This window comes from Shewanella sp. SW24, from assembly GCF_025653395.1.
Classification (GTDB): Bacteria; Pseudomonadota; Gammaproteobacteria; order Enterobacterales; family Shewanellaceae; genus Shewanella; species Shewanella oncorhynchi.
This window is the reverse complement of record NZ_JAKKSH010000004.1, coordinates 172,519-197,432: the sequence shown is the minus strand read 5'-3', so window position 1 is coordinate 197,432 and position 24,914 is coordinate 172,519. Positions and strand designations below refer to the sequence as shown.

20 protein-coding genes are annotated in these 24,914 nt (G+C 47.7%); 14 read left to right on the top strand and 6 right to left on the bottom strand.

Going from position 1 to position 24,914, the window contains the following annotated elements:
* Positions 1-21: 21 nt before the first annotated feature.
* The 6 genes from L5M17_RS05860 to radC all read right to left on the bottom strand — a co-directional run bounded on the left by L5M17_RS05860 (position 22) and on the right by radC (position 3,346).
* On the bottom strand, positions 22-588 hold the full coding sequence (locus L5M17_RS05860) for a site-specific integrase (RefSeq protein ID WP_263145960.1): 567 nt from the start codon (positions 586-588) through the stop codon (positions 22-24).
* Between the two features lie 108 nt (positions 589-696).
* Positions 697-1,104: a DUF2787 domain-containing protein gene (locus tag L5M17_RS05855; RefSeq protein ID WP_263145935.1), complete on the bottom strand. Its 408-nt coding sequence runs from the start codon at positions 1,102-1,104 to the stop codon at positions 697-699.
* A 189-nt stretch (positions 1,105-1,293) separates the two neighbouring features.
* Positions 1,294-1,707, bottom strand: coding sequence for a DUF2787 domain-containing protein (locus tag L5M17_RS05850; protein ID WP_263145932.1), 414 nt, complete (start codon positions 1,705-1,707; stop codon positions 1,294-1,296).
* Positions 1,708-1,922: 215 nt separating this feature from the next.
* Positions 1,923-2,297, bottom strand: coding sequence for a type IV toxin-antitoxin system YeeU family antitoxin (locus tag L5M17_RS05845; protein ID WP_263145930.1), 375 nt, complete (start codon positions 2,295-2,297; stop codon positions 1,923-1,925).
* A 139-nt stretch (positions 2,298-2,436) separates the two neighbouring features.
* Positions 2,437-2,799 carry a hypothetical protein gene (locus L5M17_RS05840; protein WP_263145927.1) on the bottom strand — a complete coding sequence of 121 codons (363 nt, stop codon included), beginning with the start codon at positions 2,797-2,799 and terminating at the stop codon, positions 2,437-2,439.
* Positions 2,800-2,839: 40 nt separating this feature from the next.
* Positions 2,840-3,346, bottom strand: a complete 507-nt coding sequence (gene radC / locus L5M17_RS05835; RefSeq protein WP_263145925.1) for a RadC family protein — start codon at positions 3,344-3,346, stop codon at positions 2,840-2,842.
* Between the two features lie 122 nt (positions 3,347-3,468).
* On the opposite strand from radC, the gene L5M17_RS05830 reads away from it, so the two are divergent.
* From L5M17_RS05830 to L5M17_RS05765, 14 genes are all read left to right on the top strand, one after another.
* The gene (locus L5M17_RS05830) at positions 3,469-3,675 is read left to right on the top strand and encodes a helix-turn-helix transcriptional regulator (RefSeq protein WP_263145923.1); all 207 of its coding nucleotides are present in this window, start codon (positions 3,469-3,471) and stop codon (positions 3,673-3,675) included.
* 191 nt (positions 3,676-3,866) lie between these two features.
* Complete coding sequence (locus L5M17_RS05825) at positions 3,867-4,766, top strand: WYL domain-containing protein (protein ID WP_263145920.1); 900 nt, start codon at positions 3,867-3,869, stop codon at positions 4,764-4,766.
* A complete protein-coding gene (locus tag L5M17_RS05820; RefSeq protein ID WP_263145917.1) occupies positions 4,763-5,362 on the top strand; it encodes a DUF1819 family protein in 600 nt (199 codons plus the stop codon). Before L5M17_RS05825 ends, L5M17_RS05820 begins: the two co-directional genes overlap by 4 nt.
* On the top strand, positions 5,359-5,973 hold the full coding sequence (locus L5M17_RS05815; protein WP_263145914.1) for a DUF1788 domain-containing protein: 615 nt from the start codon (positions 5,359-5,361) through the stop codon (positions 5,971-5,973). The genes L5M17_RS05820 and L5M17_RS05815 overlap by 4 nt, the downstream gene beginning before the upstream one ends.
* 100 nt (positions 5,974-6,073) lie before the next feature.
* On the top strand, positions 6,074-9,748 hold the full coding sequence (gene brxC / locus L5M17_RS05810; protein ID WP_263145911.1) for a BREX system P-loop protein BrxC: 3,675 nt from the start codon (positions 6,074-6,076) through the stop codon (positions 9,746-9,748).
* A gap of 16 nt (positions 9,749-9,764) precedes the next feature.
* A complete protein-coding gene (locus tag L5M17_RS05805; RefSeq protein WP_263145908.1) occupies positions 9,765-11,363 on the top strand; it encodes a hypothetical protein in 1,599 nt (532 codons plus the stop codon).
* On the top strand, positions 11,363-12,508 hold the full coding sequence (locus L5M17_RS05800) for a hypothetical protein (RefSeq protein WP_263145905.1): 1,146 nt from the start codon (positions 11,363-11,365) through the stop codon (positions 12,506-12,508). The genes L5M17_RS05805 and L5M17_RS05800 overlap by 1 nt, the downstream gene beginning before the upstream one ends.
* A 108-nt stretch (positions 12,509-12,616) precedes the next feature.
* Complete coding sequence (locus L5M17_RS05795) at positions 12,617-14,368, top strand: DUF262 domain-containing protein (protein WP_263145903.1); 1,752 nt, start codon at positions 12,617-12,619, stop codon at positions 14,366-14,368.
* 68 nt (positions 14,369-14,436) lie between these two features.
* Positions 14,437-16,368, top strand: a complete 1,932-nt coding sequence (gene pglX / locus L5M17_RS05790; protein ID WP_263145901.1) for a BREX-1 system adenine-specific DNA-methyltransferase PglX — start codon at positions 14,437-14,439, stop codon at positions 16,366-16,368.
* Positions 16,365-17,732, top strand: a complete 1,368-nt coding sequence (locus tag L5M17_RS05785) for an SIR2 family protein (RefSeq protein ID WP_263145899.1) — start codon at positions 16,365-16,367, stop codon at positions 17,730-17,732. Before pglX (L5M17_RS05790) ends, L5M17_RS05785 begins: the two co-directional genes overlap by 4 nt.
* Complete coding sequence (locus L5M17_RS05780) at positions 17,729-19,855, top strand: ATP-binding protein (RefSeq protein ID WP_263145896.1); 2,127 nt, start codon at positions 17,729-17,731, stop codon at positions 19,853-19,855. The genes L5M17_RS05785 and L5M17_RS05780 overlap by 4 nt, the downstream gene beginning before the upstream one ends.
* The gene (pglX, locus tag L5M17_RS05775) at positions 19,852-21,654 is read left to right on the top strand and encodes a BREX-1 system adenine-specific DNA-methyltransferase PglX (protein WP_263145894.1); all 1,803 of its coding nucleotides are present in this window, start codon (positions 19,852-19,854) and stop codon (positions 21,652-21,654) included. The genes L5M17_RS05780 and pglX (L5M17_RS05775) overlap by 4 nt, the downstream gene beginning before the upstream one ends.
* A 90-nt stretch (positions 21,655-21,744) precedes the next feature.
* A complete protein-coding gene (locus L5M17_RS05770; RefSeq protein WP_263145892.1) occupies positions 21,745-22,980 on the top strand; it encodes a hypothetical protein in 1,236 nt (411 codons plus the stop codon).
* A 116-nt stretch (positions 22,981-23,096) separates the two neighbouring features.
* Complete coding sequence (locus L5M17_RS05765) at positions 23,097-24,914, top strand: hypothetical protein (RefSeq protein ID WP_263145891.1); 1,818 nt, start codon at positions 23,097-23,099, stop codon at positions 24,912-24,914.

Sequence of the window (24,914 nt, the reverse complement as noted above, 5' to 3'; positions counted from 1 at the left end):
TGAAATGGACGTGTGATTGACTCAGATTTCCAACTCGACAAAGTCCTTATCGATTTGCTGCTGAGTAATGCCGATATAACGCAGGGTGACCGCTTCTGACTGATGCCGCAGCATGCGCATCACCCGGCCAATGTCTTTGCAGGCTTGATACAGGTGATAGCCGCGGGTTTTACGCATCGAGTGCGTCCCTAGGGCTAACTTGATATCGTCACCGACAAAGGCAAATGCTTTGGCGACTGCACGCCGTGTCAGTGGTTTCGCGGGGGCCTGCTGGTCTTTGACTTGGCTCGAGCGGTGGGATTGGAACAGGTAGATATGCTCGGGGTGACGTTGGTGAATCGCCTCAATCAACGCCAGCGTCTTCGGATTGAGTTTGATGCTGGCGCGTTTACCGGTCTTCTGCTCGATGATATTTAAGCGGTCGCCGTCGATATCGCTGAACTTGATCGCCAGTAAGTCAGAGATCCGCAGTGCCAGGTTAAGGCCGATATTCCAGACATCCGCCATCTGCTCACCAAAGTGACGTTCGAGCAGGTAACTGATAAGCTTGATGGTGTCGCGGTTCTTGACCGCCTCGACTTCGTTCATGCTTGGTTCCCTCAATTAGCTATGTCATCAATGTGGGCACCAGTACATTGCAAACCCGCATCGGGCCTGCGTTGCTTGGTGCCCAAAATACCTTTGTGGGCACCACGTTCAGTCGGCACTGACTTGAACCTGATAGACTTCCATCTCCACGTAGTTACAGAAGTTCTCCAGCAGCAACCTCACCAAGCTGTCGGCTTGCTCGATGTAACAGCGGCCAAAGAAGCTGTTGTAGACCTGCTTCTCCTGAAACAGTACTTCCATTTCTTTCTCAAGCTCAGGGAAGGGCCCGCCGCAGTAAGCAAAGTCGGTGAAGTGATTGAGATACCAGCAATCCCCCTGGCGGTAGAGGTTGATCTCCACTGGGTGATAACCACCTCTCTGTGCACTGTAGTCGGGATCGCGGTAGTTCAGGGTGACGATGTTGAGACTCGGGTTATTGAGTGCGGCCAGTTGCTGCTCCAACAATTCATAAAAAGGCTCTGGCAGTGACAGGATGGTTTCGCTATGTATTTTCATGGTGGACTCCAAAACAAAAAGCCCGCGAACGATAGGCGTTGCGAGCAGGGTAGGTTGTTAACGATATAGACTTGACGTAATGAGTTAGGTTACAAGGGCGTGGGTTGATGTGCTTGGCCCGTTGATTGCGATAGGGCAAAAACAGGTAGATATGGTTAGGATGCTTGCGCGAAATGAGGGCGAGGCGGGTTAATCCATACTCACCTGCACCTGGTAGGCTTCCATCTGGTAGTAACTGACAAAGTTATCGCTAAACAACTTAATCAGCCCCTGTGATTCCCGCTCAGTAATCCAGCCACTAAACAGGCAATAGACCTGCTTGCTGTTAAAGCAGATATCGATGTCTTTAACCAGTTCAGGGAAGGGATGGCCACGAAAAGCAAAGTCGGTGACGTAGACGAAACGCCAGTGATCTTGCTGTTTCTCAAGCCGCACTTCGACGGGATGAAAGCCACCGGCTTCGGCGCTGTAATCTGGATCGCGAAAATTAAGGGTGATGGCGTTGGCGTCTTTTGGTGTGACTTCAGCCAGTTCCTTTTCAATCACTTGGTAAAAACGATCAGGCATCGCTGGCAGTTGATTACGCTTGATAGTTAATGTCATGGAATATTCCTTATTTAAAAACGGGCATACGCAAAAGCCAAGGCGCAGTCACGCCTTGGCTTTTGCTGTCTATGCGGTTTGGTTAATAGAACGAGTGTTGGCTAAGCGGTTTAATGTGATTCGCTAAGGGCTACTTGCTAAAGCTTTTGAGCTGGGAGATTAAAGTTTGGTGGTTATGTTTAACGGATTAGTACTGGCTTACGATAATGAACGGGTTATCGAGTGAGGGCGAGGTTGCTGGTGGTCAGTGGTTTATCTTCGGTTTGATAAATCGCAATATACAAATAGCCGTGGCTGCCTAATGTGTCGGCCTCACAGGTAAAGCCAGCGTGCTCAATGGTGACGCAGTGCTGCTCAGTGGCATCAATCTCGCCGGTGGCCACCAGCCGTTCAAGCTGTTTAACCATGGTCGGAAAGGCATCGACAAATTGTTGTTTAATTGCTGGTGGAAATTCACCAACAAAGCTTGCACGGTCATGGAGATAATCCAAGTGCAGACCACGTAAAATCAGCCTTGCACCAAAGCGGGGAGACACTTTACGGGGTAAGCCCCAGGCGTGCTCGATATCAAAAAGTTTTAGCGTTGTCATAGTGACCTCAATGGTTGAAAAGAACTTTAGGGAGTAGGGTGCTCGTTAGCTGACTGGCGAGATCAGTGATTAATACCAGTGCTAGTAAGAGCGGTTAATACAGCCGACTAGTGGAGTGTGTGATGACAGGTAACGGTCTTTAGGTGTGTACGCTCCAATTAGGATGTTCATTACTGCCATGGTTAAAGTACACCCCGTTGATCACACGCTGCCATTCACCTTTTGGCACACCATAACTATCACAGGGGCAAACATAGCGGCAAAAGCTGATCTCCTTGGGCAAGTGCTCAACCACATCACGGTGAAAAACAAATAATACGGTTTTATGTAGCTCGCGGTGTGGTGCAACGACTGGCTTGCCAATCACTTGGCCCATGGCATTGAGCGGCCGCACAAACATCGGCAAAATCAGCTCAACTGTTAAGCGGTTACGCAGTTCAGGAAAAGCGGCGCAGGCTTCGGCGACACAGGCCTGAGAAAAGCTGTCGGTAAATTCAATCATGATGGACTCCTTGATTTGGCGTGGCAGGTTTAAACGCTGGCTAAAGTAAGCCGCGCTCAGCAAAGGACACCGGCAAGCGGCCTACCACGATATGGTCAAGCACGCGCACATCGATAAGTGCTAATGCATCGGTTAACCGTTTGGTGATGTTCTTATCTGCAGTTGAAGGTTCAGATTCACCGGACGGGTGGTTATGGGCAAAGATCACCGCTGCTGCATTGATGGCCAATACCGCCTTAACCACCTCCCGTGGATAGACACTGGCGGCATCTAAAGTGCCAAAGAACAGCTCTTTAAACTCCAGTAATTGATGCTGGTTATCGAGCAGCATCACTGCAAACACCTCCCGCTCATAACCGCAGAGTTTGTAAGTTAAAAAATCCTTAGTGGCTTGAGGGTTGGTATAGGCGTCCTTCTTCACATAGCGCTCGGCAATGATATTGGCGGCAGAGGCGAGGATCTCTTCGGCAGTCTGCGGCCACTGGTTGATCAGTTGGTTTAGCGAGAGGGGCTTTACTGATTGGGGATGCATTGGTTTTGTTGACATATCAAGCTCCTTGAAAGCGTTAATGGGCTTATGCACTGGAGTGATATATATCTGAAAAGATTTGGAAAAGTTAAAAATTACTGGCATAGGTAATGGAATGAAACCATTACCAAGAGTTCAGCATGACACCAAACATAAAGCTTATTCGATTAAAAGATGTTATCAACAGCACTGGCTTAGCTCGTTCAACCATTTACAAGTACATCGATAAAGGTATTTTTCCCAAAGCCGTGACATTGGGCGGTAGAGCCGTTGCATGGGTAGAAAGTGAAATACAAGGGTGGATATTGGAAAGGATCGCGCAGAGGGAGCAGGGAGAATTGAGTTAAGACTATGAATACTTAATTGATATTTCAACACACCAAAAAAAACTAAATTTCTGCTTTAAATCACAATCTAACACCTGATAGATGTAGCAGCGGGATAAACTAGTTGGTAATATTAGCCTACTTAAATTCGGTAGGCTGTATAATAAATCTCAGTTTGTTGTATTTCCACGCGAGAATACTAAGGATAGACCTTGACTCAATTAACTGTGGATAGTTTAACTCTTGCGCAGCGCGAGCGACTTGCTCACATTGACTTTGTGTTAATGTTCAAAGGTGAAGCCCGGCGAACGGATCTTATCGAGCGCTTCAATATTGCCCCTTCCGTTGCGACCCAAGACTTTGCCCGTTATAAAGAGATTGCGCCGCAAAATGTGCTTTATGATGAAAAGCGTAAGCAACATCTCAAGGCTGCGTCCTTTCTGTCCCTTTTCGATTTTGATGTGATCAGAACTTTAGCCACTTTAAGCCAAGGATTTGGTGATGGTTTTTTAAGGCAAGGTTTTCCTACAATCACCTGTGAAAGTCCATATCGTCTGAATCGTCCTGCTATCCATATTGTCGCCGTCATCAGTGAGGGTATTTATAAAGTCTCTACGCTGAAGATCACTTATCACTCCTTATCATCGGGTAAATCGGTGCGCGAGATTGTGCCTCATACGCTGGTCGATACTGGTCTTCGCTGGCATGTTCGTGCATTTGACAGAACGAGTAACGAATTTCGTGATTTTGTGCTGAGTCGTATTGAGTCGGCCAATCTGCATGGTGATGAGCCTGAAGAACATGAGCTGCAAGCCAAGGACAAACAGTGGAATCGCATCGTGGAATTGGAACTGGTCCCTCACCCCACCATTAATCATAAGGAAGCGATTGAACGGGATTATCAAATGGAACAGGGCGCGTTAAAAATTGATATCAGAGCTGCCTTGGCAGGTTACTTACTCAGATTATGGAATGTTGATTGCAGCCAAGGGCATACGCTTACTGGGCCAGAGCTACATCTGGCGCTCAAAAATCATCAGGCACTTTACGGCGTTGAAAATCTCGTATTAGCACCTGGGATGAACTCCCATTCTGGAAGTCCAATTTTATGAATGCAAAAGCATACTTAGGCGACATTATCGGTGGCAGCATCATGCTCCGTGAAAGTAGGGTTATCGCCAAGCTACTTAAGTCACACCCAAATGATCAACAATGGCTACAAGCCATTGCTGATGAAAATATCTTACAAAAGCCCTCAGTTCACAGCGCAAAACGGATGGCAAGCACAGTCCGAAAACGTATTGAGCCCTTAGGGGAAGCGTTTTGGACTGACCTCGAGGTTGCTCAAGATGAGCTAGCTAATCAGCTCCTGTTATTTGCGGTGATGAAACAATCACCAGTGCTATCAGATTTTATGATGACAACCGTTTCTGACGCGCGGCGCATGTACCGCGAAGTGCTCAGATTAGATGATTGGCAGGAATTTATTAACTCAAGATTTAGGGTAATCGAGGGTCTTGAAAAGTACTCAACTGCCTCGATCCAAAAAATTGGCTCGAATATATTCAAAATCCTTGCGGATGCAGGCTTTCTCGAGTCTGGCCGCAGTAAAAAACTCAAAAATGTTTATCTGCAACCCGAGCTTACTGATTGGTGTAATCAGTTCGATTGCACCCATATTCTTAATGCCATGGAAGGTGCACGATGAACTTGCAGCAGGAAAGCAAAGTTTCGCTTTTGACGCGATTGGATGCGATAGAAGAGCGCCTCAAGAGTGACAGCTTTTTAAACAATCAAGAACTTGGTGGCGAGATTGGTTTTTATATTTTCGATTATCCTCCTCAGTACGAGTTGATGATAAGAGACCATCTGGCCAGCACTTTAGGTAAGCTTGAGCGTCAGGGTTATCGATTACTACATCTGAATCTGTTCGAAGAAATCATCGAAATGCTCCGAAGCCGAAAACTTCTAGATAAAGCCTTTGAAATGGAAATACAAAAAGGCACTGAAGCACTGTCAAAGGCCCTCAAGGGACCGCTAGAACAAGGCAGAGTAGCTAGTCAACTATCGGATAAAGTTCAGTCATTACAGCCACAGTTTGTTGTCTTATCAGGCCTTGGGCAATGTTGGCCATTACTTAGAGGTCACAGCTTATTAAATGCACTGCACGCCAAAATGGCACAAATCCCTTTGGTGCTGATGTACCCAGGACGTTATACGGGGCTTGAGCTATACCCCTTCGATGTTGATTCTGCTGAGATCTCACAGGCAAACTACTATCGGGCGTTCCCGTTAGTCCCTAGAGCCAAGCACTATTGAACTAAACGCATATCGACGATGCGAATAAACAGACTTAACCATAAAAACCAGCAACGGAATGCCAGATAAAAATCTGAACCGTCATTTTCGGGAAGACATTATGCAATTAAAAGATTTATTCAACAAAGAGCTCGACCGTCCAATCAATGGCGTTGTTAAAGCCGATCAGCTCGATGAACAAATTGTCTGGAGCGAACTGGACGAATATGTAGTCACCCGAGAGCTTGACCGCCACTTACGCCGTTTTTTTGAGTCCTACCTGCCAGGTATAGCCAATCCCGATGATCCTGCTGTTGCAGGTAAAATTGGTATATGGGTCTCGGGTTACTTTGGTTCGGGTAAATCGCATTTTATTAAAATTTTGTCTTATTTGCTGGGTAATCAAAAGGCCGTTAACAAGGGTGAAACCCGAGCTGCGATAGAGTTCTTCAAATCCAAAATCACCGACAGCCTGCTGTTTAGCGATATCCACGCCGCCGTGAATCGCGACACCGATGTGATCTTGTTTAACATCGATAGTCGTGCCGATACCGAAGATAAAGAAGATGCCATCCTCAAAGTGTTTCTGCGAGTGTTTAACGAGCGCTTAGGGTACAGCGCCGATCATCCCCATATTGCGCACCTTGAGCGCGAGCTCGATGAACGCGGTCAATATCAAGCTTTTAAAGACAAGTTTTTTGAGGTCAAGGGCGAACAGTGGGAAGATGAGCGCGATGCTTATGGTTTCTGCCGTGACGAAATGGCAATTGCTTGGTCACATGCCACAGGGCAGTCAGAAGTATCCTCAATTCAAAGCATGGAAAACCTCGAATCCATGTTCACCCTCGATATTGCTAACTTCGCCAAATGGGTAAGGGAGTATTTAGATCGCTGTGGCGATAGGCGGATTCTGTTTTTAGTCGATGAGGTAGGGCAGTTTATTGGTAGCAACACACAGATGATGCTCAAACTGCAAACCATCACTGAAAACCTTGGCACAGCCTGTGGTGGCCGGGCATGGGTTATTGTTACCTCGCAGGAAGATATTGATGCCGTACTCGGTGATCTCAGTGCTAAAAAGGGCCAAGATTTTTCAAAGATTCAAGGCCGTTTCCATACACGGATTTCACTCTCGTCTTCTAATACCAGTGAAGTGATCCAAGCTAGGTTGCTCGAAAAGAGTCCAACAGCCAAAGATGAACTAGCAGCCTTGTATGCCAGGAAGGGCGATATCCTCAAAAACCAACTCGCTTTTGACAGTAATACCACGGTAGAGCTCAATAGTTTTGAGGATAACGTCCAATTTGTCGACCATTATCCGTTTGTACCTTATCAATATTTATTAGTGCAGAAGGTGTTTGAGGCTATCCGTAAAGTCGGCGCCACAGGTAAGCACCTCTCCCGCGGTGAACGTTCATTGTTAGATGCGTTTCAAAATGCGGCGCGGCAATTTATGCAAGAATCCGTAGGTGTGCTCATTCCGTTTCATGCCTTTTATCCCGCTATCGAGTCGTTTCTAGATACCAACGTCAAACGTATTTTCGAGCAGGCCGCTGAGAAAAAGACCCTAGAGCCTTACGATGTATGCATTCTAAAAACGCTGTTTTTAATTCGCTATGTCGATATTCTTAAATCGACCTTAGATAATTTGGTGACGTTGTCTATTGAAGAAATCGACACCGATAAAGTCGCCCTAAAAAGTCGGATTGAAGCCAGCCTTAACCGTTTGGAAAATCAGCTACTGATCACCCGTAACGGCGATGAGTACGTGTTCCTCACCGATGATGAGAAAGCCATCGAACAGGAAATCAAGCACACCCAAGTAGAGTCTACTGAAGAAAACCGCCAACTGGCGAAACTGGTATTCGACGAGGTCCTCGGCGGCAAGCGTCAGTACCGTTATCCGGTCAATAAACAAGATTATCCCTTAAGCCGGTTCTGTAATGGCCACCCAATTGATGGCAGTTTGCAAACCGATTTAGTGCTCAAAGTGATTTCCCCCTTGGATGCCAATTACGACACTTACCATGAGCAAGCCTGCAAAGCCATGAGCAGTGAAGGGCAGGGTTGTGTGCTATTACGATTACCCAGCGATAAGCGCCTGTGGGATGAGTTTGACACATGGCTTAAAACCGAAAAATTCCTCTCAGGAATCCGCGGCCAGCGCCCAGAGCAAGAAAAATTGCTCGCCGAAAAAGCCATGGAAAACACCAGTCGTCGCAAACGCTTAAGCTTGGCCTTTGAAGATCTGGTTAAGCAAGCGCCTTGCTATGCCCTTGGCAGCGAACTCAATGTTAAAGCCGCCAATATGGTGAGCATTATTGACGAGTGTTTTTCCTATGTAATTGAAAATTCATTCCAAAAACTTAATTTGCTTAAAAATTCAGGCAACGCACCATTGCAAGAGCTTAAGGCCGTCGTCACCGCCGATGATGTGGCACAGCTCAATCTTGGACTGACAGAGCAAGATCCTAATGCCGGTGCAAAGCAGGAAATTTCGCTATTCCTTGATGTTGCTGATTCAGCCAATAAGGCAGTGTATTTAAAAGATATGCTGGAGCGATTTACTGGCCGTCCTTTTGGCTGGAACCGTGACGAAGTGATACTGCAATTAGCGCATCTGGTACTACAAGGTAAAGTGGCGCTGTCTACACCAGCCGGGGATTTACCCCTTAAACGCAGTTATGAGCAATTTACCTCAGTGCGAAGTTACGCGACCTTGCGCCTACGCCGCGTTAGACAACACTCCGAACTGCAAATTAGCAAAGCGGCTAAGCTGGGAAAAGAGATTTTTAATAAGCCCTTTGAAGCCAATGAAAAAGAGCTGGCTAAAAAATTAGTAGAAGAGCTTAAAGCTTGGCAATCGCTGCTGCGCGAGTTTACTCAAAAAGCCAATTTGTCAGACTGCCCAGGTAAATCGGTATTGGAGCTAGGGACACGTTTGGTGGCAACCTTGCTTGAGCAGCAAAACAACAGCTTTAGCCTAATCGAACAATTACAAAGCGACTGCAAAGATTTACAAGACTTTTCCGAAGAATTTGAAGAAGTCGAAGAGTTCTTTACCCGCCAATTTGATACTTGGCTACAGTTAAAACGTGCTATTGGTGAACAATTTGCCGCTAATCGTCATGCCTTGGAACTTGATGCCGAAGCCGCCAATGCCTTAATTGAGCTTGAGCTTATCGCCAAGGCCAGTGCGCCCTATGCTAAGCTGCGTACGGTCGCAACTCACATTGATACCCTAAAACGCGTCAATCAGCGTTTGATTGAGAGCCGCCGTTACGCCGCAGTGGTTAGCATTGGTACGGTTAAGCAAAGCTGTGTCAACTTGCTGGAAGGATCGCCAGATGAGCTCTGCAATCGCGCTCTGCATCCCTTCGAAAGCCTCAAGCAAAAGGTAGCTCATAGCCACTCGCTTCACGAGATGTTGAGTCTTGAGAAACAAGCCGATGAACTAGAAGATGATGTCATTGACATCATCAACAAGTACAGCGCTGTGCAGCAGGCTCAAATGCAGCAGGACTCTAAGGTGACTGAGCCGTCATTGCTGTCCGGCACAGGATCACAAGCCGTAGCTGGCGGCGCATCGATATCAAGCGCAGCTGCAGCAATGGGGGCAACAACTACACCAAAAGCCCCTGCCGCCAAGCCGATTGAAATTGTCTCGCCGACGGAACTCTTGGGCGCCAGCCACATGTTCATTGAAACACCGGACGACATCGAAGCCTATCTCGACAAACTGCGCAGCCGCTTAAGCGATGCCATCAGTGCAGGCAAACGGGTGCGGATTAAATAACTGAAAGGCAAAAATGATGGATCATATTAAGAAATCAACTCAGACCAAGACAGAGTTAAAAGAACAGCGTCTACAGGAGTTAATTAATAGTTGCCAACAGCAGGTATTACAACAGCTGATAGGCCCCTTTGGCTTAACGCCGATAATGTTTGAAGACAAAACAGGGGGAAATGTCACTACACTTCATAACTTTGAAAAGGGAGTAACTGCTACTTCAGAGGACCAAGCTAAATATAATGAGTTACAGCAAAAGAGAACTGCAAATTTTGATAGATCGGATTACGACAAGGATCTTCCTGCTAAACGTAAGCAAATGTTCAAGCAAGAGGATGTGCCGGTTAGCGCTTATACAGGGGACGAGTTAACAAGAGACGGTCAAACTCACCTTGACCATGTTCGAGCTGCCAAAAGCATTGAAATGGACTCGTCTGCCAATCTGTTCATGACGAAAGAGCAGCGGGTCGAAATGGCCAATCAAGACGCTAACTTAGTGCCAACGGAAGGGCGTATTAATCAGTCAATGCAAGATAAAGATAAGCGAGAATGGGCTGCTCAGGAACGTAAGGCTGATAAGGGGAAAACGAATGCCGAGTCGTTTGGTATTAATGAAAAATTATTTGAGCAAACTGTAAAAAACTCCGATCAAGCTATAGCTCGTGATCTACTAGTTGCACAAATTCAAAAGCAAGGTAAAGAGCTTGCAATGACAGGAGCAAAAGATGCGGGCAAAAATGCATTAAGACAGGCACTCGGTGTCTTGCTCTATGAACTTATTAATGGATTGTTTGTTGAATTCAAACAACTATGGCATACATACAAAGAGCCTGGTTTTATCGACAGACTTATAGCTGCCTTTAAACGGGTTGCTAACAGAGTCATTAACAAACTGGGTAGTGCTTTAGATTCCGCGGTTCAGGGCGGGATTCAGGGCTTTGTCAGCAACTTGCTGACCTTTATTATCAACTCAGTAATCACTACTTCAGCCAAGGTCGTTACCATCATACGTGAAGGTATGAAAGGGCTGTGGCAGGCGATCAAAATGATGGTCAACCCTCCTAAAAATATGAGCTTCGATGAAGTTTGTCGTCAGGTAACCAAAATTATTGCAGGTGTTGTTACCATGGCACTTGGTATGCTGTTTGAAGAATCAATCAAAGCTTTTATCGTCTCTATTCCGCTACTGGCACCTTTGGCATTTATTCTTGCGCCTGCGGTTGCCGGAATTTTAACTGGCGTGATGACGGCACTGATTATATATGGTCTCGATAACTTGTTTGACTGGTTGTCAGAAAAAGGCACTGAGCTGTTACAGGCACAAGAAGCACATCTTGATGAATTGCATGGCAATATGTTGCATATGGCGGACTTATTGGAATCGCAGTTCAAAAATTCAATTACCTATCAAAAAATTTCCGAAACCTATCTTAGTATAGAGTTTTCTCTAGATGTGGCTAACGATGCTTTGGCTACGACGAATAAGTCATATGAGCGAGACATAGTGACACGAGAGCAATTACTGCAGGAACTTAGTGCTAAAAGTCAACAATATCAAGATAAACAACAAGAGCTGGACGTACTTATGGACAGCATGAATATCAAAGGATGGAGTGTATAATGGGTACGCAAGTTAATAAGTTAGTCAAATCAATGGCCGAAGTCGCGATACCAGAAGACGTTTTACAGGCGGTTGATATGAAAGGTTTACTGCAAGGCTTTTCTACTGACTATAAAAAGTTGGATGATCTTAAGTCTGCTAGAGCCAAGCATGAAAGTCGAAATTTTATAAGTCGTTGGTTAAATAGTGGTGAACTTGAACGTGCTAAATTAGACGCTGCCGAGCTTCAAGCGAGTTTTTCTAAAAAACTCGGTCAACTAATGGTGCTAAGTGTTGTTCAATCGAAGCAGCTTGCTAGTCAACAAGACGATCTAGCTATGCAACAAGAACTTATCCATGAACAAACGCAGCAACTTGCTGAAAATGCTGAAGAGATACAACAGCAACAAACTGAGTTATCAGAGCAGAATGTAAAGCTCACACAACTGGTAAATGAATACTTTGAGTTGAAAGGGTTAACACAAGAAGGTGCAATTCAACTCATTAAAATTGCTAACGAAGTTAAGCAAACTAAAGATGAACTGCTAGCCACTGTTGACCAGCAAATCATTGACATCAACCAGTCACATCGAATCATGCAGCAAGATTTAACTGAAAATATTGCAAAAGTGGAGCTTTCACAGTCTGGGTTAAGATCTGAGGTAGAGTCAGAGTTGGATGCCTATGAGCGTGAAGTTGCAGCAGCGATAAAACAATCCTTCGAGGAAGTCTCGCAAATTCAGAGCAATATTTACCAATCGTTAGCAGAGACTGAAAATCAAGTTAAGCAAGCACTGCAACAGGCAGTATTACTCCAGCAGCAAGCTTTAGCAGAGCATGACACACGTTGGCAAGCGGAAATGACTCAGCAGCGAATGGAATGGGCCGATGCATTGGATATCCAGCAAATGGCTTTGAATGAGCTTGCTACCTCAGCAGGGCAACATCACCAGTTGCAGGCTCAGACTATCGAAAGTCATAAGACATTATTGCAAACCCAAGCCGAAGAGCTTGCTAAACTGGGCAGAGATATGGAGCGCACAGAAGTGTGCTGGCAACGAAGTGCTCGTCGCTGGCTGATATCTACAGTTGTAACGGGCGTAATCTTAATCACGGCAGTTGCGTACCTTGCATATCGATTGTTCCTTCTGCAGCCTTTGGTCTAATGCCTTTATGCGCTTTTAGCAATACCGATTCGACAGATGCACCACGAGTGTCGAACCTTATCGAAGTAAAAGAAAGTCAAATTAGGCACCTTATTTTAGGAAGTAGTTATGTACCAAGCCGGTGGCACTATCAACGCCTTGCTGACCAAGGTTGAGCTGCATGAATATATTTTACCTGCAATTCAGCGTGAATTTGTCTGGAAGCCAGAGCAAATTTGCCAATTATTCGACTCTTTGCTGCAGGGTTATCCCTTCGGGACATTTCTCTTTTGGAAGATAAAGTCCACCCATCAGCATGAGTATCAGTTTTATGACTTTATGCGTCACTATCACCAGCGTGATCGTGTGCATTGCGAGAAACTTGAGTTCACGGGAGAACAAGATCGTATCGCTGTACTTGATGGTCAGCAGCGAATAACGGCGCTAAACATCGGTCTGCGCGGGTCATACAGTTGGAAGACGCAGGGAAAATGGTGGTCCAGTCCTGATGCATTTATCGAGCGTCGCCTATATCTCAACTTGCTAGCGGACGGTGAGATTGAAGGGGGGGCTCGTTATGATTTTCGCTTCTTGAGTGTAGATGAGGCGGCTAAACAGGACCAAGAGCACTACTGGTTTCATGTAAGCCGGATCATGGACATTGATATCGATGAATTAACCGATGAGCTCGATGACATTGATCTGCAAAAAGAAAACCGCAAAACAGCGCGTAATACCCTGCGTTTGCTGCATCGCACAATTCATCTACAGGACAAAATTTCCTACTACGAAGAGTCAGATCAAAGCCTAGAAAAGGTACTCAATATTTTCATTCGGATGAACAGCGGCGGCACAGCGCTCTCCTATTCTGATCTGCTGCTCTCCATCGCCGTGGCGCAGTGGGGTAAGCTGGATGCCCGTGAAGAGATCCACAAATTGGTGGATGAGCTTAACCAGATTGGTGATGGCTTCTCATTTAGCAAGGATCTGGTACTCAAAGCGGGTCTGATGCTGTGTGATATCGGCAGTGTCGGATTCAAGGTTGAAAACTTCAGTAAAGAGAACATGGCCAAGCTGGAGGAGAACTGGGAGCCGATCCGTAAGGCGTTGCAACTGGCCGTCAACCTGCTCGCCAGCTTCGGTTTTAATGGCTATAACCTGGGTGCTGATAGCGCAATATTGCCGATAGCTTACTACCTTTATCAGCGGGAACTTGGCGACAGCTACCTGACACGCAGTGAGCATGCCGCAGACCGGCAAGGGTTGAGAGCTTGGTTGATCCGTTCAGTCCTCAAGCAATCCGGGATCTGGGGGAGTGGCCTCGATACGCTGCTGACAACCTTGCGTAGTAAAATCAAAGAGCATGGTCAGCACGGATTCCCATTCACTGAGATTAATACGGCGATGACCGAGCGCGGCAAGAGCCTGCGTTTTGAAGAAGAAGAGTTACAAACTCTAGTCGAGCTCGACTACGGTAACCGCCGTACTTTTGCACTGCTGTCGTTGCTCTTTCCCGGCCATAACTTTAGTCATCACTTCCATGTAGATCATATCTTTCCCAAAGGCCGCTTTACTCGAACACAGTTGAAAAAAATCGGGATCATCGATGAGATGCAAGCGGATGAATGGTGTCGTATGGTCAATTGTTTGCCCAATCTACAACTGCTCGAAGGGAGCCTGAACAATGAAAAACGGGAGAAGCTACCACATGAGTGGTACGCCATGATGTGGCCTGACCCGGCGGCTCGTGCCAACCATCTCCAGTCGCAAGCCATCAATACTCTGCCTGAATCCCTGCTGGGATTTGCCGAGTTCTATCAGGAACGCCGTGAAACCTTACTTGGCAGGTTACGCAATATTCTGCATAGCGCTGAAGCCTAATAGACAGGATTATCAATCTTAAAATAATTACAAGGCGGCATGCGTTGCCTTGTTATGGATAAAGCAAAATGAACACCAATAACCTTAAAAAGGTCGCCCCACGGGCCCGCAGTGCCTTTATCACTGCGATTGCAACAAGAGCGGGTGAGTTTGGCTTAAGTGCCAAGGGCATCAGCGCCCCCGCCGTCAGTGGCGATGTGCTGCAGGTCGCGGGTTACACCCATTCGGCCAGTGTCAGCTCGCCGCTTAAGCGTTTAAGCCAGCGAATGGAGGGCGAGGGTTTTACCGCCGTTATCGAACAGATGGCTTACACCTGGTTTAACCGTTTTTGCGCCATTCGTTTTATGGAGCTCAAAAGCGAAGAGGGCTATCTCGAGCACGGCGTGCGCATCTTGTCGCACCCCACTCAGCCCCAAGGCTTTGAGGTACTCGACAGAGCCACCGAGGTAATTGACTCCTTAATGGAAGAGGGCGTTGCCCTCGATAAGCCAGCACTGCTCGATTTACTGCTGGCCGGTAACCAGCAAGAGGCCTTGTTCCGTGAACTTTTGCTCGGTCAGTGCCACCGCTTGCATGGCGCTATGCCATTTTTGTTTGAAGCCATCGACGATGAAACCGAGCTCTTGCTGCCCCAAGGGCTAACCCGTACCGATGCCTTCTGGCGTGAATTGGTAGACGGTATCCCCGAAGATAACTGGACTCAGGTCGAGGTGATTGGCTGGCTGTATCAGTTTTATATCAGCGATAAAAAAGATGAGGTCATCGGCAAAGTCGTTAAATCCGCCGATATTCCCGCCGCCACCCAGCTGTTTACCCCCAACTGGATTGTGCAGTATCTGGTACAAAACTCGCTGGGGCGCTACTGGCTGCAAACCTACCCCAGTTCATCCCTTGGCCAGCACATGCCTTACTATGTGGCACCCGGCGAGCAGCCCGCTGAGGTGCTTAGCGAACTTGCCAAGTTAACGCCCACCAGCATTGAGCCCGAATCCATCACAGTGCTGGATCCAGCTTGCGGCTCCGGCCATATTTTGGTGGAGGCCTATAACATCCTCTACCGCATTTACGAAGAGCGCGGCTATCGCAGCCGCGACATTCCGCTGCTCATCCTCGGCCATAACCTCTATGGGCTCGACATTGACGACCGCGCCGCGCAGCTTGCCGGTTTTGCCCTGCTGATGCGCGCCCGTCAGGATGACCGCCGCCTGTTTTCTCGTGAAATCCAGCTCAATATTTATGCTCTGCAGGAGAGCCGCTCGCTCAATATCCCTAAGCTGTGGCAAGCGCTTAACCTGAATGCCGACTGGGACCGCGCTCAGGTACAAGACTTGTTTGCCGCCGCACCAGCGACGTTAGCTGCCAATGACGCTCGACTGGTCTTGTTAAATGACCTGCACCAGCGTTTCTTGGATGCCAAGACGCTGGGGTCGCTTATTGAGGTGCCAGCCGCGCAGGCGCAGGCGATCGAGGAACTCTGCAACGCCTTGCAGACCTTAAGTATCAGCGGCGATGCCATGCAAAAACCTGCTGCCCGGGCGCTGCTGCCGCTGCTCCAACAAGCCAGCGTACTCGCCAAACGCTATGATGCCGTGATTGCCAACCCGCCCTATATGGGCAGCAAGGGCATGAATGCGGAATTAAAAGAGTTTGCCAAAAGGCAGTTCCCCAACAGCAAATCAGACCTGTTCGCCATCTTTATCGAACGCAATCTCGACTTGACCACCGCAGCAGGCGTGGTCGCCATGATCACCATGCAAAGCTGGATGTTCCTCTCCTCGTTTGAGGCATTGCGAGCCCGTATTCTGGGTCAACACACTATCTTGGGCATGGCTCACTTGGGCGCACGTGCCTTTGACAGTATTGGCGGTGAGGTGGTATCGACCACCGCCTTTGTGCTGGCCCGGCCTCATCTACCCGCCTATCAGGGGGCTTATTTCCGGCTGGTGGATGGGAACTCGGAAGCCGAAAAAGCGGCGATGTTTAAAGAGGCGTTGGCATGAGCGGGACACCTAAAAATTACATCAAAGTTCGCGATGATAAGCGACCGATAGAGTTTGTAACCGATGAAAACGGATTCAAACTGAGTGAGGGGCAGGAGACATCTTGGGTAAGTGGTGACACTTTTACCCAAAAGGAGCTTCGTTCCCGTATCGAGCCTTGGCTGACCTCACTGTTCCAGTCAGAACACCTTTCGCTGTTGGCGGGTTCTGGGCTGACGCATGCCGTGCATTATCTTGCTGCAGGAAAGGGCGCTGCCGGTATGGGGGCGCTGACATTGAGCAACCATCAGACCGAAATCACTCAAGCCGCAGAGAACGCTGCGGATGCTGCAGGGCGAGAGAAAGGTAACCTGGAAGATCAACTGCGCGTCGCCAACGAATTGTTGCGTGGTTTGGAGATCATGCAGGACAGCAAAGCTGATGCCTTGCGCAAAGAACTTGAAGAAGGTATGAAATCCTTCGCATTGTCGATTCTGCAGAGCGAATCTGGCATTGCCACTGCAGAGGAAGCCAAGCGCGAACAGGCCTTCAATACCTTGATAACATTCCTGATGAGCTTCGCCAGCCGCACCGGGGTACGCGACCGTCTCAATATCTTTACCACTAACTACGACCGATTGATTGAGGCGGGGGCCGAACTGGCTGGACTGCACCTGCTGGACCGATTCTTGGGCAACCTGATGCCGATTTTCCGCTCCTCTCGACTCGATCTGGATATGCATTACAACCCGCCTGGTATTCGAGGAGAGCCGCGTTATCTGGAGGGGGTAGCACGCTATACCAAGTTGCATGGTTCGGTGGACTGGGTACAAACGGGCAAGGACATTCGCCGCATCGGCCTGCCGTTTGGAGCCGAGAAGGTTACTCCTTACATACAGGCTCCGGGCCTTGGTGGAGTAACGGCCAACCAACTGATGATCTATCCGAATGCCGCCAAAGATCGAGAAACTGCCGATTACCCCTATGTGGAGCTGTTTCGCGATCTGGCTGCTGCCGTGTGTCGTCCTAACAGTACCTTGGTGACCTATGGCTACAGCTTTGGCGATGAGCATATCAACCGCGTGATCCGCGACATGTTGACCATTCCCTCAACCCATCTGGTCGTTATTTCTTACGACGATCCGCTTGGGCGCATCATGAAAACCTATGAAGAGATGGGCAGACCCTCGCAAATCAGCCTGTTGATTGGCCCGGCATTGGCTGATCTGGCGATACTGACCGAAAGCTACCTGCCCAAAGCCGCCATCGATAAGACCACCTTCCGCATGAGCGAGTTGCTCAAACAGCGCTGGGGCACATCACAGACCGAAGATAAAAAACCACCGGAGAGTGTGACTCTATCAGCTGGGGGGCTACCGGAATGAGCCTCTCCCCATTGGCGTATGCCGACTCTTTGCGTATTGGCACCATCGACTTTGTTTCGCCAGACGAAATCAAGGTGCTGATCGATATTGAAGCCCCCGATGGTGTGGCGCTCAATACCGGTACACCACGTCCATTCCCGCGCATCAACGGCTATGTACTGATCCCCAGCGATGAGGGATATCTGGTAGCCCAAGTGGAATGGATCACCATCGAACGTTCCCAGTACCCCAAACGTAAAGGGATGCAGGATTTTGGTCTGGTAGATTTGCCCTATCCCCTACGCAAGATGAGCTTGAACCCGCTGGGCGTATTGGCTTACGAGGGGAGGGATAAGAACGATGAAGACTCTTATCGCTTCCGGCGTGGCGTAGAGAGCTATCCTACGGTCGGTGAAGCGGTGTTGTTACCGACCCCAAGGCAACTGCGAGCCATCGTCGAGTCGGGTGACAACCGTCGCATCAAGATTGGCACCAGCCCACTCGCAGCCAATGCCGAGGTGAGAATTGACCCGGATCGCCTGTTTGGCCGCCATTTGGCCGTATTGGGTAACACAGGCAGCGGAAAATCCTGTTCGGTGGCCGGGCTTATCCGCTGGTCCATGGATGAAGCCCGCAAAGCCCGTGGCGGTGAAGACCCCAATGCCCGTTTTATTGTGCTCGATCCCAACGGCGAATACGCCAACACCTTCCGCGATATGAGTAAGGTGCGGGTGTTTGCCGTTGAGCCCTCCGAAGGCATTGAGCAACTGCAAGTCCCCCTCTGGTTCTGGAACAGTGCTGAGTGGAGTGCGTTTACTCAAGCCAGCGCTAAGGCGCAGCGGCCGACCTTGGTACAGGCATTGAGATCGGTTCGTGACGGGGCATTATCTTCAATTGCCACACCCAGCCATGAGATGCGTCGTTATCTTAGGACACTCGTTTCTGCCATTCAGATTGAAAAAAATACAGGTAATCCTTGGAAGGGGGCTGGGCCCGCAAAGGGTTTCCGTGATCGATTGATCAAATGGAAAGAAGGTTTGGTGGATAGTGCCACTTTTCATCAGACAGAAAGTGATGCAATTACAGGGTTGATTCAACACCTCACCCAGCTTTTGAGTTCACATCAAGGTGATTGGCCAGCGATATTTACCTTGCAAGAAATCAGTACGCTATTTAATCAGTTGAGCCTGACGCATTCTGTGTTTGGCGGCAGCGACACCGACATCTTGCCCATCGATGCCGACGTACCGCGCCCATTTACCGGCGACCAGCTGCTACGAAGCATCGAAGCCACGGCAGAACTGCTCGGTGTGTCCGAATATGTCGAGACCATGCTAATGCGTATTCGTACCATCTTGTCTGACAGCCGCATGAAGGTCGTCTCAGGCGATGCTAATGGGCTGACGCTGGATGAGTGGCTGCGCGACTACATTGGCGACAACCAGGCGTCCAATGGCTCGGTCACCGTTATCGATCTCTCGCTGGTGCCTGCCGAAGTGGTGCATATCATCACCGCCGTGATTGCACGGATGACGCTCGAGTCTTTGCAGCGATATCGAAAATTAAACCACGGTAAAACGTTGCCTACCGTGCTGGTGATGGAAGAGGCGCACACCTTTATCAAGCGCTATCACGATGACGCAGAAAACCAGAACTCTGCCGCCATCTGCTGTCAGGTATTCGAGAAGATCGCTCGTGAAGGCCGCAAGTTTGGGCTCGGCTTGGTGCTGTCGTCACAGCGCCCCAGTGAGCTCTCACCGACCGTGCTCTCCCAATGCAACAGCTATCTGCTTCATCGCATCAGCAACGATCGCGATCAGGAGTTGGTGCACAAGCTGGTGCCCGACAACCTGCGCGGCTTGCTGCGAGATCTCCCCTCACTACCTTCCCGTCATGCCATTCTGCTCGGCTGGGCATCCGAACTGCCGGTATTGGTCCAGATGAATGCTCTGCCTGAGGGGCACAGACCGAAATCGGATGATCCTGATTTCTGGGCTGTTTGGTCAGGTGAGGGTTTAGATCATGATTTGATAGTTGGTGAGCTAGAAGAAAGGACTATTGATTGGAAGGCCGTTGCGGACGACTGGCAGCAAAACAATGGTGAAGACGTACAACCAAATTTAGATAAAGAGGTGGCCGAATGAGCCAGCAAGATAATAAAAAGATAGCAAAGTGTTTGTATCGCGCTTCTGCTGAAGACTTAGGGAAAATCCCAGGAAACCCAGTTGCTTATTGGCTTAACAAAGAGACATATAAGCTGTTCTCTAATAATGACCTGCTACGGGACATTTCTCGTCCTAAGGTGGGCTTAAATACAACTGACAATAATTTATACTTGAGGTTATGGCATGAGGTTGATATTTCAAGAGCCGGATTTGATATGCTTTCAAGAGAGGCGGCAATTAAATCAGGCAAACAATGGTTCCCATATAACAAAGGTGGTGGATTCAGAAGGTGGTATGGAAATTGTGATTATTTTTTAAACTGGAGGAATGATGGTGAGGATATAAAAAATGCTATCGCAAATGATCCAGTGAAGCAAGCTGGTGGCCGCGTGGTTAATGAGGGTTGTTATTTTAAGCCATCAATATCTTGGTCTCTGGCAGGAGCTAAAAAGTTCTCAATAAGAGTTTCACCCAAAGGTTTTGTTTTTGATGTTGGTGGGTCATCAATATTTCCTGAACATGCTGACATGCTATCAATGGCAGCATTTTTGTCCAGTTCTGTTGCTGATTATTTAATGGGCGCCATGAATCCAACCTTTAATTTTCAAGCTGGAAATGTTGCAGCTTTGCCTATTGTAACCATTGAAGGTCAACGGGAGGTTTTAGAAAGAATAGCCCTATGTTCCATAGATATACACAAGGATGATTGGAATGGCTATGAGACCTCGTGGGGATTTACTTGTCTGTCATTAGTTAATTTATATCAAAAAGAGCTATTATTGAGGGCAAATTATCATAACTTACGTGAAAATTGGCTTAAAACCAATCTTGAAATAAAGCATCTTGAAGAGGAAAATAACCGCCTGTTTATCGACGCCTATGGCTTGCAGGATGAACTGACACCCGAGGTGCCGCTCTCCGAAATCACTCTGACCTGCAACCCGCACTATCGCTATGGCGGTAATCTGACCGACAAGGAGCGGGAAGAACGACTTCAATCCGACACAATCGCAGAGCTGATTTCCTACGCCATCGGCTGCATGATGGGCCGCTATTCGCTCGACCGTGAGGGGCTGGTCTACGCCCATGCCGCTAACGAGGGCTTTAAGGCGCTGGTGGAGGAGGGAGCCTATGCCACCTTTGCTGCCGATGATGATGGCATCTTGCCGTTAACCTCTGAGAACTGGTTTGAAGATGATGTGGCGGCGCGCATCGAGCAGTTTGTTGCCAGCGTGTGGGGCAATGAAAACTTGGAAGAAAACCTTAACTTTATTGCCGACAGCCTCTGCCTGTATGCCATTAAACCGGTTAAAAAAGGCGGCGAAACCGCCCGTGAGACCATTCGCCGTTATCTCTCGAGCCAGTTCTACAAAGATCATCTGAAGACCTACAAGAAACGCCCGATCTACTGGCTGTTCAGCTCCGGCAAAGAGAAGGCTTTTGAGTGTCTGGTGTACCTGCACCGCTATAACGAGTCCACCCTGCCACGGATGCGCACCGAGTATGTGACGCCACTGCTTGGGCAAATGGCCAGCCGCATTGAGCGCAAACGCATGGAGCAAACCGAGGCAAGCACGGCGGAAGCCAAACGCATCGCCAAAGAGATCGACAGCCTCACCATGCAACTCAGTGAACTGCGCGCCTTTGATGACCAGCTTAAACACCACGCCGATATGCGCATCACCCTTGATTTGGATGATGGTGTGAAGGTCAACTACGGTAAATTCGGCACCCTGCTCAGTGAGGTGAAAGCCATCACCGGCGATAAGGGCGAGTGATGTGTTTAGCGTTAAAGCGACAGTTTGCTATGCGTTGAGTATTAAACGGAATGGGTTGTCTCCAAGGAAAATAACCAAAAAGGAAGCGATATGAGTGGGTTAAAACGTAAGGCTGTGGGTATGGTGTTATTGTCACTGGTACTGTTAAGTGCATGTGATATGCAAAAAAAGCTGACGCCAGAGGAGGAGCAGCAAGTCAGTAGCCTAAAACAGGAATTACAGAAGGTAGACACTGAAATCGGCATAGAAGTCACAGAACTGGCGCAGTACTCTGGTGGATTGATTAAGAATATTAAACAAGTTCGGCTTGAGACACTTAAGTTAACCCGCGATATTGTGAACCAACGTATTCAAGCGATTGAGTCTGGGGCGAAGGTCACTATTACTGTACCTGTTACTCAGCCGTCAATTGAGCGAGCAACCGCATTATTGTCAGAGATTGACCAAGCAAAAGCGCAATTGGCCGTTGCAAAGGAAAATGCCAGCCGTTATAGCGGTGGTTTAGTTGCGGCATTGAGTCTTTCTACTGTGGCAACGCAGGAGCAAACGTTGGCGATGTTAGAGCAGCAATATTTGGTGGCTAAATATGGCTTGAGCTTTGCGCCATTCACCCCTGCGGAGAATATTGCCAAAAGTGCATCTTCAACTTCTTCATCGGGTTCGGTCGCGGGCAATTATGGTGCGGATAGCTCTGGTGCAAATAGCTCTGGTGCGGTAGCTTCGCCGCTCCCTGAAACCGCACAGGCCAATGCTCAAATCCCAGAGGCTCAATCTTCCCATGAGCAAGCTATGTTGGTCGCAGATGGACCTTTTGGTTTAGCCATGGGAATGACTAAAGAAATGTTTAATGGGCGATTAACTCAGGCGAAGACGGGACTCTATTTTTTGGATAAACCACCTATACCGCATGATCAGTTTGAATCTTACGTTGTTAAAATAGGCGAAAAATCAGGTTTATGTTGGATTAAAGGGATTGGGAAAAACGTTGCCTCTAATGGTTATGGAATGCAGCTAAAAGGGGCGTTCGATGAGTTTGAGACTAAGTTAGATAAACGCTATGGCGTGCATGAGCGTACTGACTTTTTGATGCCAGCATCTATTTGGAATGATCCTCAAGATTGGATGATGGGGTTAGTCAAGGCTGATAGGTATTTAATGTCTGCTTGGGAAGGGGGGAAGACATCTCTGCCGAATGAGCTTTCTACAATCGCGCTGATCGCACAAGCCAAGTCCTCCAGTTCTGGGTATTTAGCATTGGAATACAGTTTTTCCAATAAAGAGGCTTGTGATACAGAAATCAAACAAGTCGATGATTCTGGTCTTTAGCTGTTTTAGCGTTATTTAAGTATTGAATAAAATTAGTTAGTTATCGCCGAAAGTAGATTGCAGGATTTGATTTAGAAATATCTATTTAGTTTTTTGCCGACGTTACAAGGAAAAAGATGGCAGAAGTTATCTTTCGCTACATCAATGGGGTGCTAAGGCCCATCACTGTGAGTAAGGTGATGGCAGGTCAGGCGGCTAGCGGACAGATGTCGCATCGCCGTCAGGTACCCAGGCAGACATTGGCAGCCGGACATTATCGTGCTGCCGAAGCCTTTACCGTACCCAATGCTACTTGCCAGGTGTGTGGCGAAAAGGTGTTTTATTACGAGCACCCCAATGGTGCCAGAGTGCTGTTTGATGAACTTGGGCCACCCTGGCCCAAGCATCCCTGTTATGAAGCTGGGCAGGTGGGCAAGTCTGCAACTGGCTTGAAGAAGCCGGATAGAAATAAGCAGAAGAATGTGAGAGGTAAGCATTCTCCAAACTGGCAAAAGCTGGGCTGGCTGCCACTGGTGTATGAAAAAGAAGTCTTACAGCAGTCTGGCAAATCATTACGAGTGCAGGCTCGGGCTAATCACTTGGAAGTTAGGTTTGAGATCCCATTAATTAAGCAACAACAGCAAGGCATAGCCCAGTCCAAGGTTAAAGATTTACTTATGCTCGCCAAGGTCGAAGGCCATGGGGTGTCGGTGCAACTACATGATGGCCTGACTGCCATGACATTTCACGGTGTTTTGACTGATAAAGAGGCTGAAAATACAGATAAGTCCACCATAAAACCTAGGATGCTACCTCTAAATCAGAAACAACTACAATCGCTGACTAAACTTGATGGGCCTGTCCGCTGCAACCAAGATAATGATTGTTATATTGAGCTGATGCATTCATTCCATTCTTATACAGTGATAGTTAAGGAAAAAGCATTTCAACATCTTATCCCTAGTATAAAAAGTCTTGAGGCTTGGATAAGCAAACCCACTAAGAAAGGAAATCAGGTCGTTTATATTCTGGATAGGATGAGTCGTCAATTTGTAAGTGCGGTTATACCTGCCAGTGCTTTTAGTGAGCAAATGTACTCCCAGCCGAGGTCAACCCGACCTGAGGATTTCGCACGTGTGGGCATGGAGCTCTTACAAAACATAAACATCCTTCCTGACACTGTGACTACTAAGATTGTCAGCGGTAAACTCGGTGATCGTGATATTCAACTGATTGTTCCAAATAGATTTTTTAGACTAGGGGAATTGCCCGAGCACTTTACGGCGGGAACGTTACAGATTTTACTGCAAGCTGTTTGTGAAAATATCCCCAGCTCAGACAAAGGTCATAGTGCATATCAAGATCAAACTATCAGCCATTATTGGCTTTATATACTGAATACTGACGAGAAAATACCAAAAACGTCCCGAGGAATAGTATCTTATTGGCAAGCAAAGCCGTCTGATAGTGTTCTTATTAGGAATGTTGTTAGCAGTCCCCCAGATAGCCACCCATTAATTGTCATTAACAAAAAAAATCGGATTAATGTAAGACCCATTTCAGTCGATCTCACCGAGAGCGAAAAAATAGTTATTGAAGTAGCTGATACTCAGATGGTTCATCGACTAAGACTGCACTCTATTTCCGATAAGGCGATGTTAAGTTTGGAAAAGCTAATTCATCATCCTGAAAATTGTAAAGTGTATCTGGTGCCATGCTCAAAACATTCTTACCAACTTCATGTTAATAATCGTTTCGTAGTATTGGCGACTGAGATATCGGTATTTAAACAGACAAGTATGCAAAACCTTAATTCTACTTCTTTAGTGAAGGAAAATATGTCGATAGCAGGTATGATCAAGGGAAATTCGCATCTTGATTCCCATACCTTGGGCGCTGCATTACTTGATGCGATCACACCTACGGTCAAAACGGATGATGAAACTACCGAATAA

Coding starts and splice junctions, on each gene's coding strand:
- L5M17_RS05860 (WP_263145960.1), bottom strand. CDS start 588: ATGAACGAAGTCGAGGCGGTCAAGAACCGCGACACCATCAAGCTTATC.
- L5M17_RS05855 (WP_263145935.1), bottom strand. CDS start 1,104: ATGAAAATACATAGCGAAACCATCCTGTCACTGCCAGAGCCTTTTTAT.
- L5M17_RS05850 (WP_263145932.1), bottom strand. CDS start 1,707: ATGACATTAACTATCAAGCGTAATCAACTGCCAGCGATGCCTGATCGT.
- L5M17_RS05845 (WP_263145930.1), bottom strand. CDS start 2,297: ATGACAACGCTAAAACTTTTTGATATCGAGCACGCCTGGGGCTTACCC.
- L5M17_RS05840 (WP_263145927.1), bottom strand. CDS start 2,799: ATGATTGAATTTACCGACAGCTTTTCTCAGGCCTGTGTCGCCGAAGCC.
- radC (WP_263145925.1), bottom strand. CDS start 3,346: ATGTCAACAAAACCAATGCATCCCCAATCAGTAAAGCCCCTCTCGCTA.
- L5M17_RS05830 (WP_263145923.1), top strand. CDS start 3,469: ATGACACCAAACATAAAGCTTATTCGATTAAAAGATGTTATCAACAGC.
- L5M17_RS05820 (WP_263145917.1), top strand. CDS start 4,763: ATGAATGCAAAAGCATACTTAGGCGACATTATCGGTGGCAGCATCATG.
- L5M17_RS05815 (WP_263145914.1), top strand. CDS start 5,359: ATGAACTTGCAGCAGGAAAGCAAAGTTTCGCTTTTGACGCGATTGGAT.
- brxC (WP_263145911.1), top strand. CDS start 6,074: ATGCAATTAAAAGATTTATTCAACAAAGAGCTCGACCGTCCAATCAAT.
- L5M17_RS05805 (WP_263145908.1), top strand. CDS start 9,765: ATGGATCATATTAAGAAATCAACTCAGACCAAGACAGAGTTAAAAGAA.
- L5M17_RS05800 (WP_263145905.1), top strand. CDS start 11,363: ATGGGTACGCAAGTTAATAAGTTAGTCAAATCAATGGCCGAAGTCGCG.
- L5M17_RS05795 (WP_263145903.1), top strand. CDS start 12,617: ATGTACCAAGCCGGTGGCACTATCAACGCCTTGCTGACCAAGGTTGAG.
- pglX (WP_263145901.1), top strand. CDS start 14,437: ATGAACACCAATAACCTTAAAAAGGTCGCCCCACGGGCCCGCAGTGCC.
- L5M17_RS05785 (WP_263145899.1), top strand. CDS start 16,365: ATGAGCGGGACACCTAAAAATTACATCAAAGTTCGCGATGATAAGCGA.
- L5M17_RS05780 (WP_263145896.1), top strand. CDS start 17,729: ATGAGCCTCTCCCCATTGGCGTATGCCGACTCTTTGCGTATTGGCACC.
- pglX (WP_263145894.1), top strand. CDS start 19,852: ATGAGCCAGCAAGATAATAAAAAGATAGCAAAGTGTTTGTATCGCGCT.
- L5M17_RS05770 (WP_263145892.1), top strand. CDS start 21,745: ATGAGTGGGTTAAAACGTAAGGCTGTGGGTATGGTGTTATTGTCACTG.
- L5M17_RS05765 (WP_263145891.1), top strand. CDS start 23,097: ATGGCAGAAGTTATCTTTCGCTACATCAATGGGGTGCTAAGGCCCATC.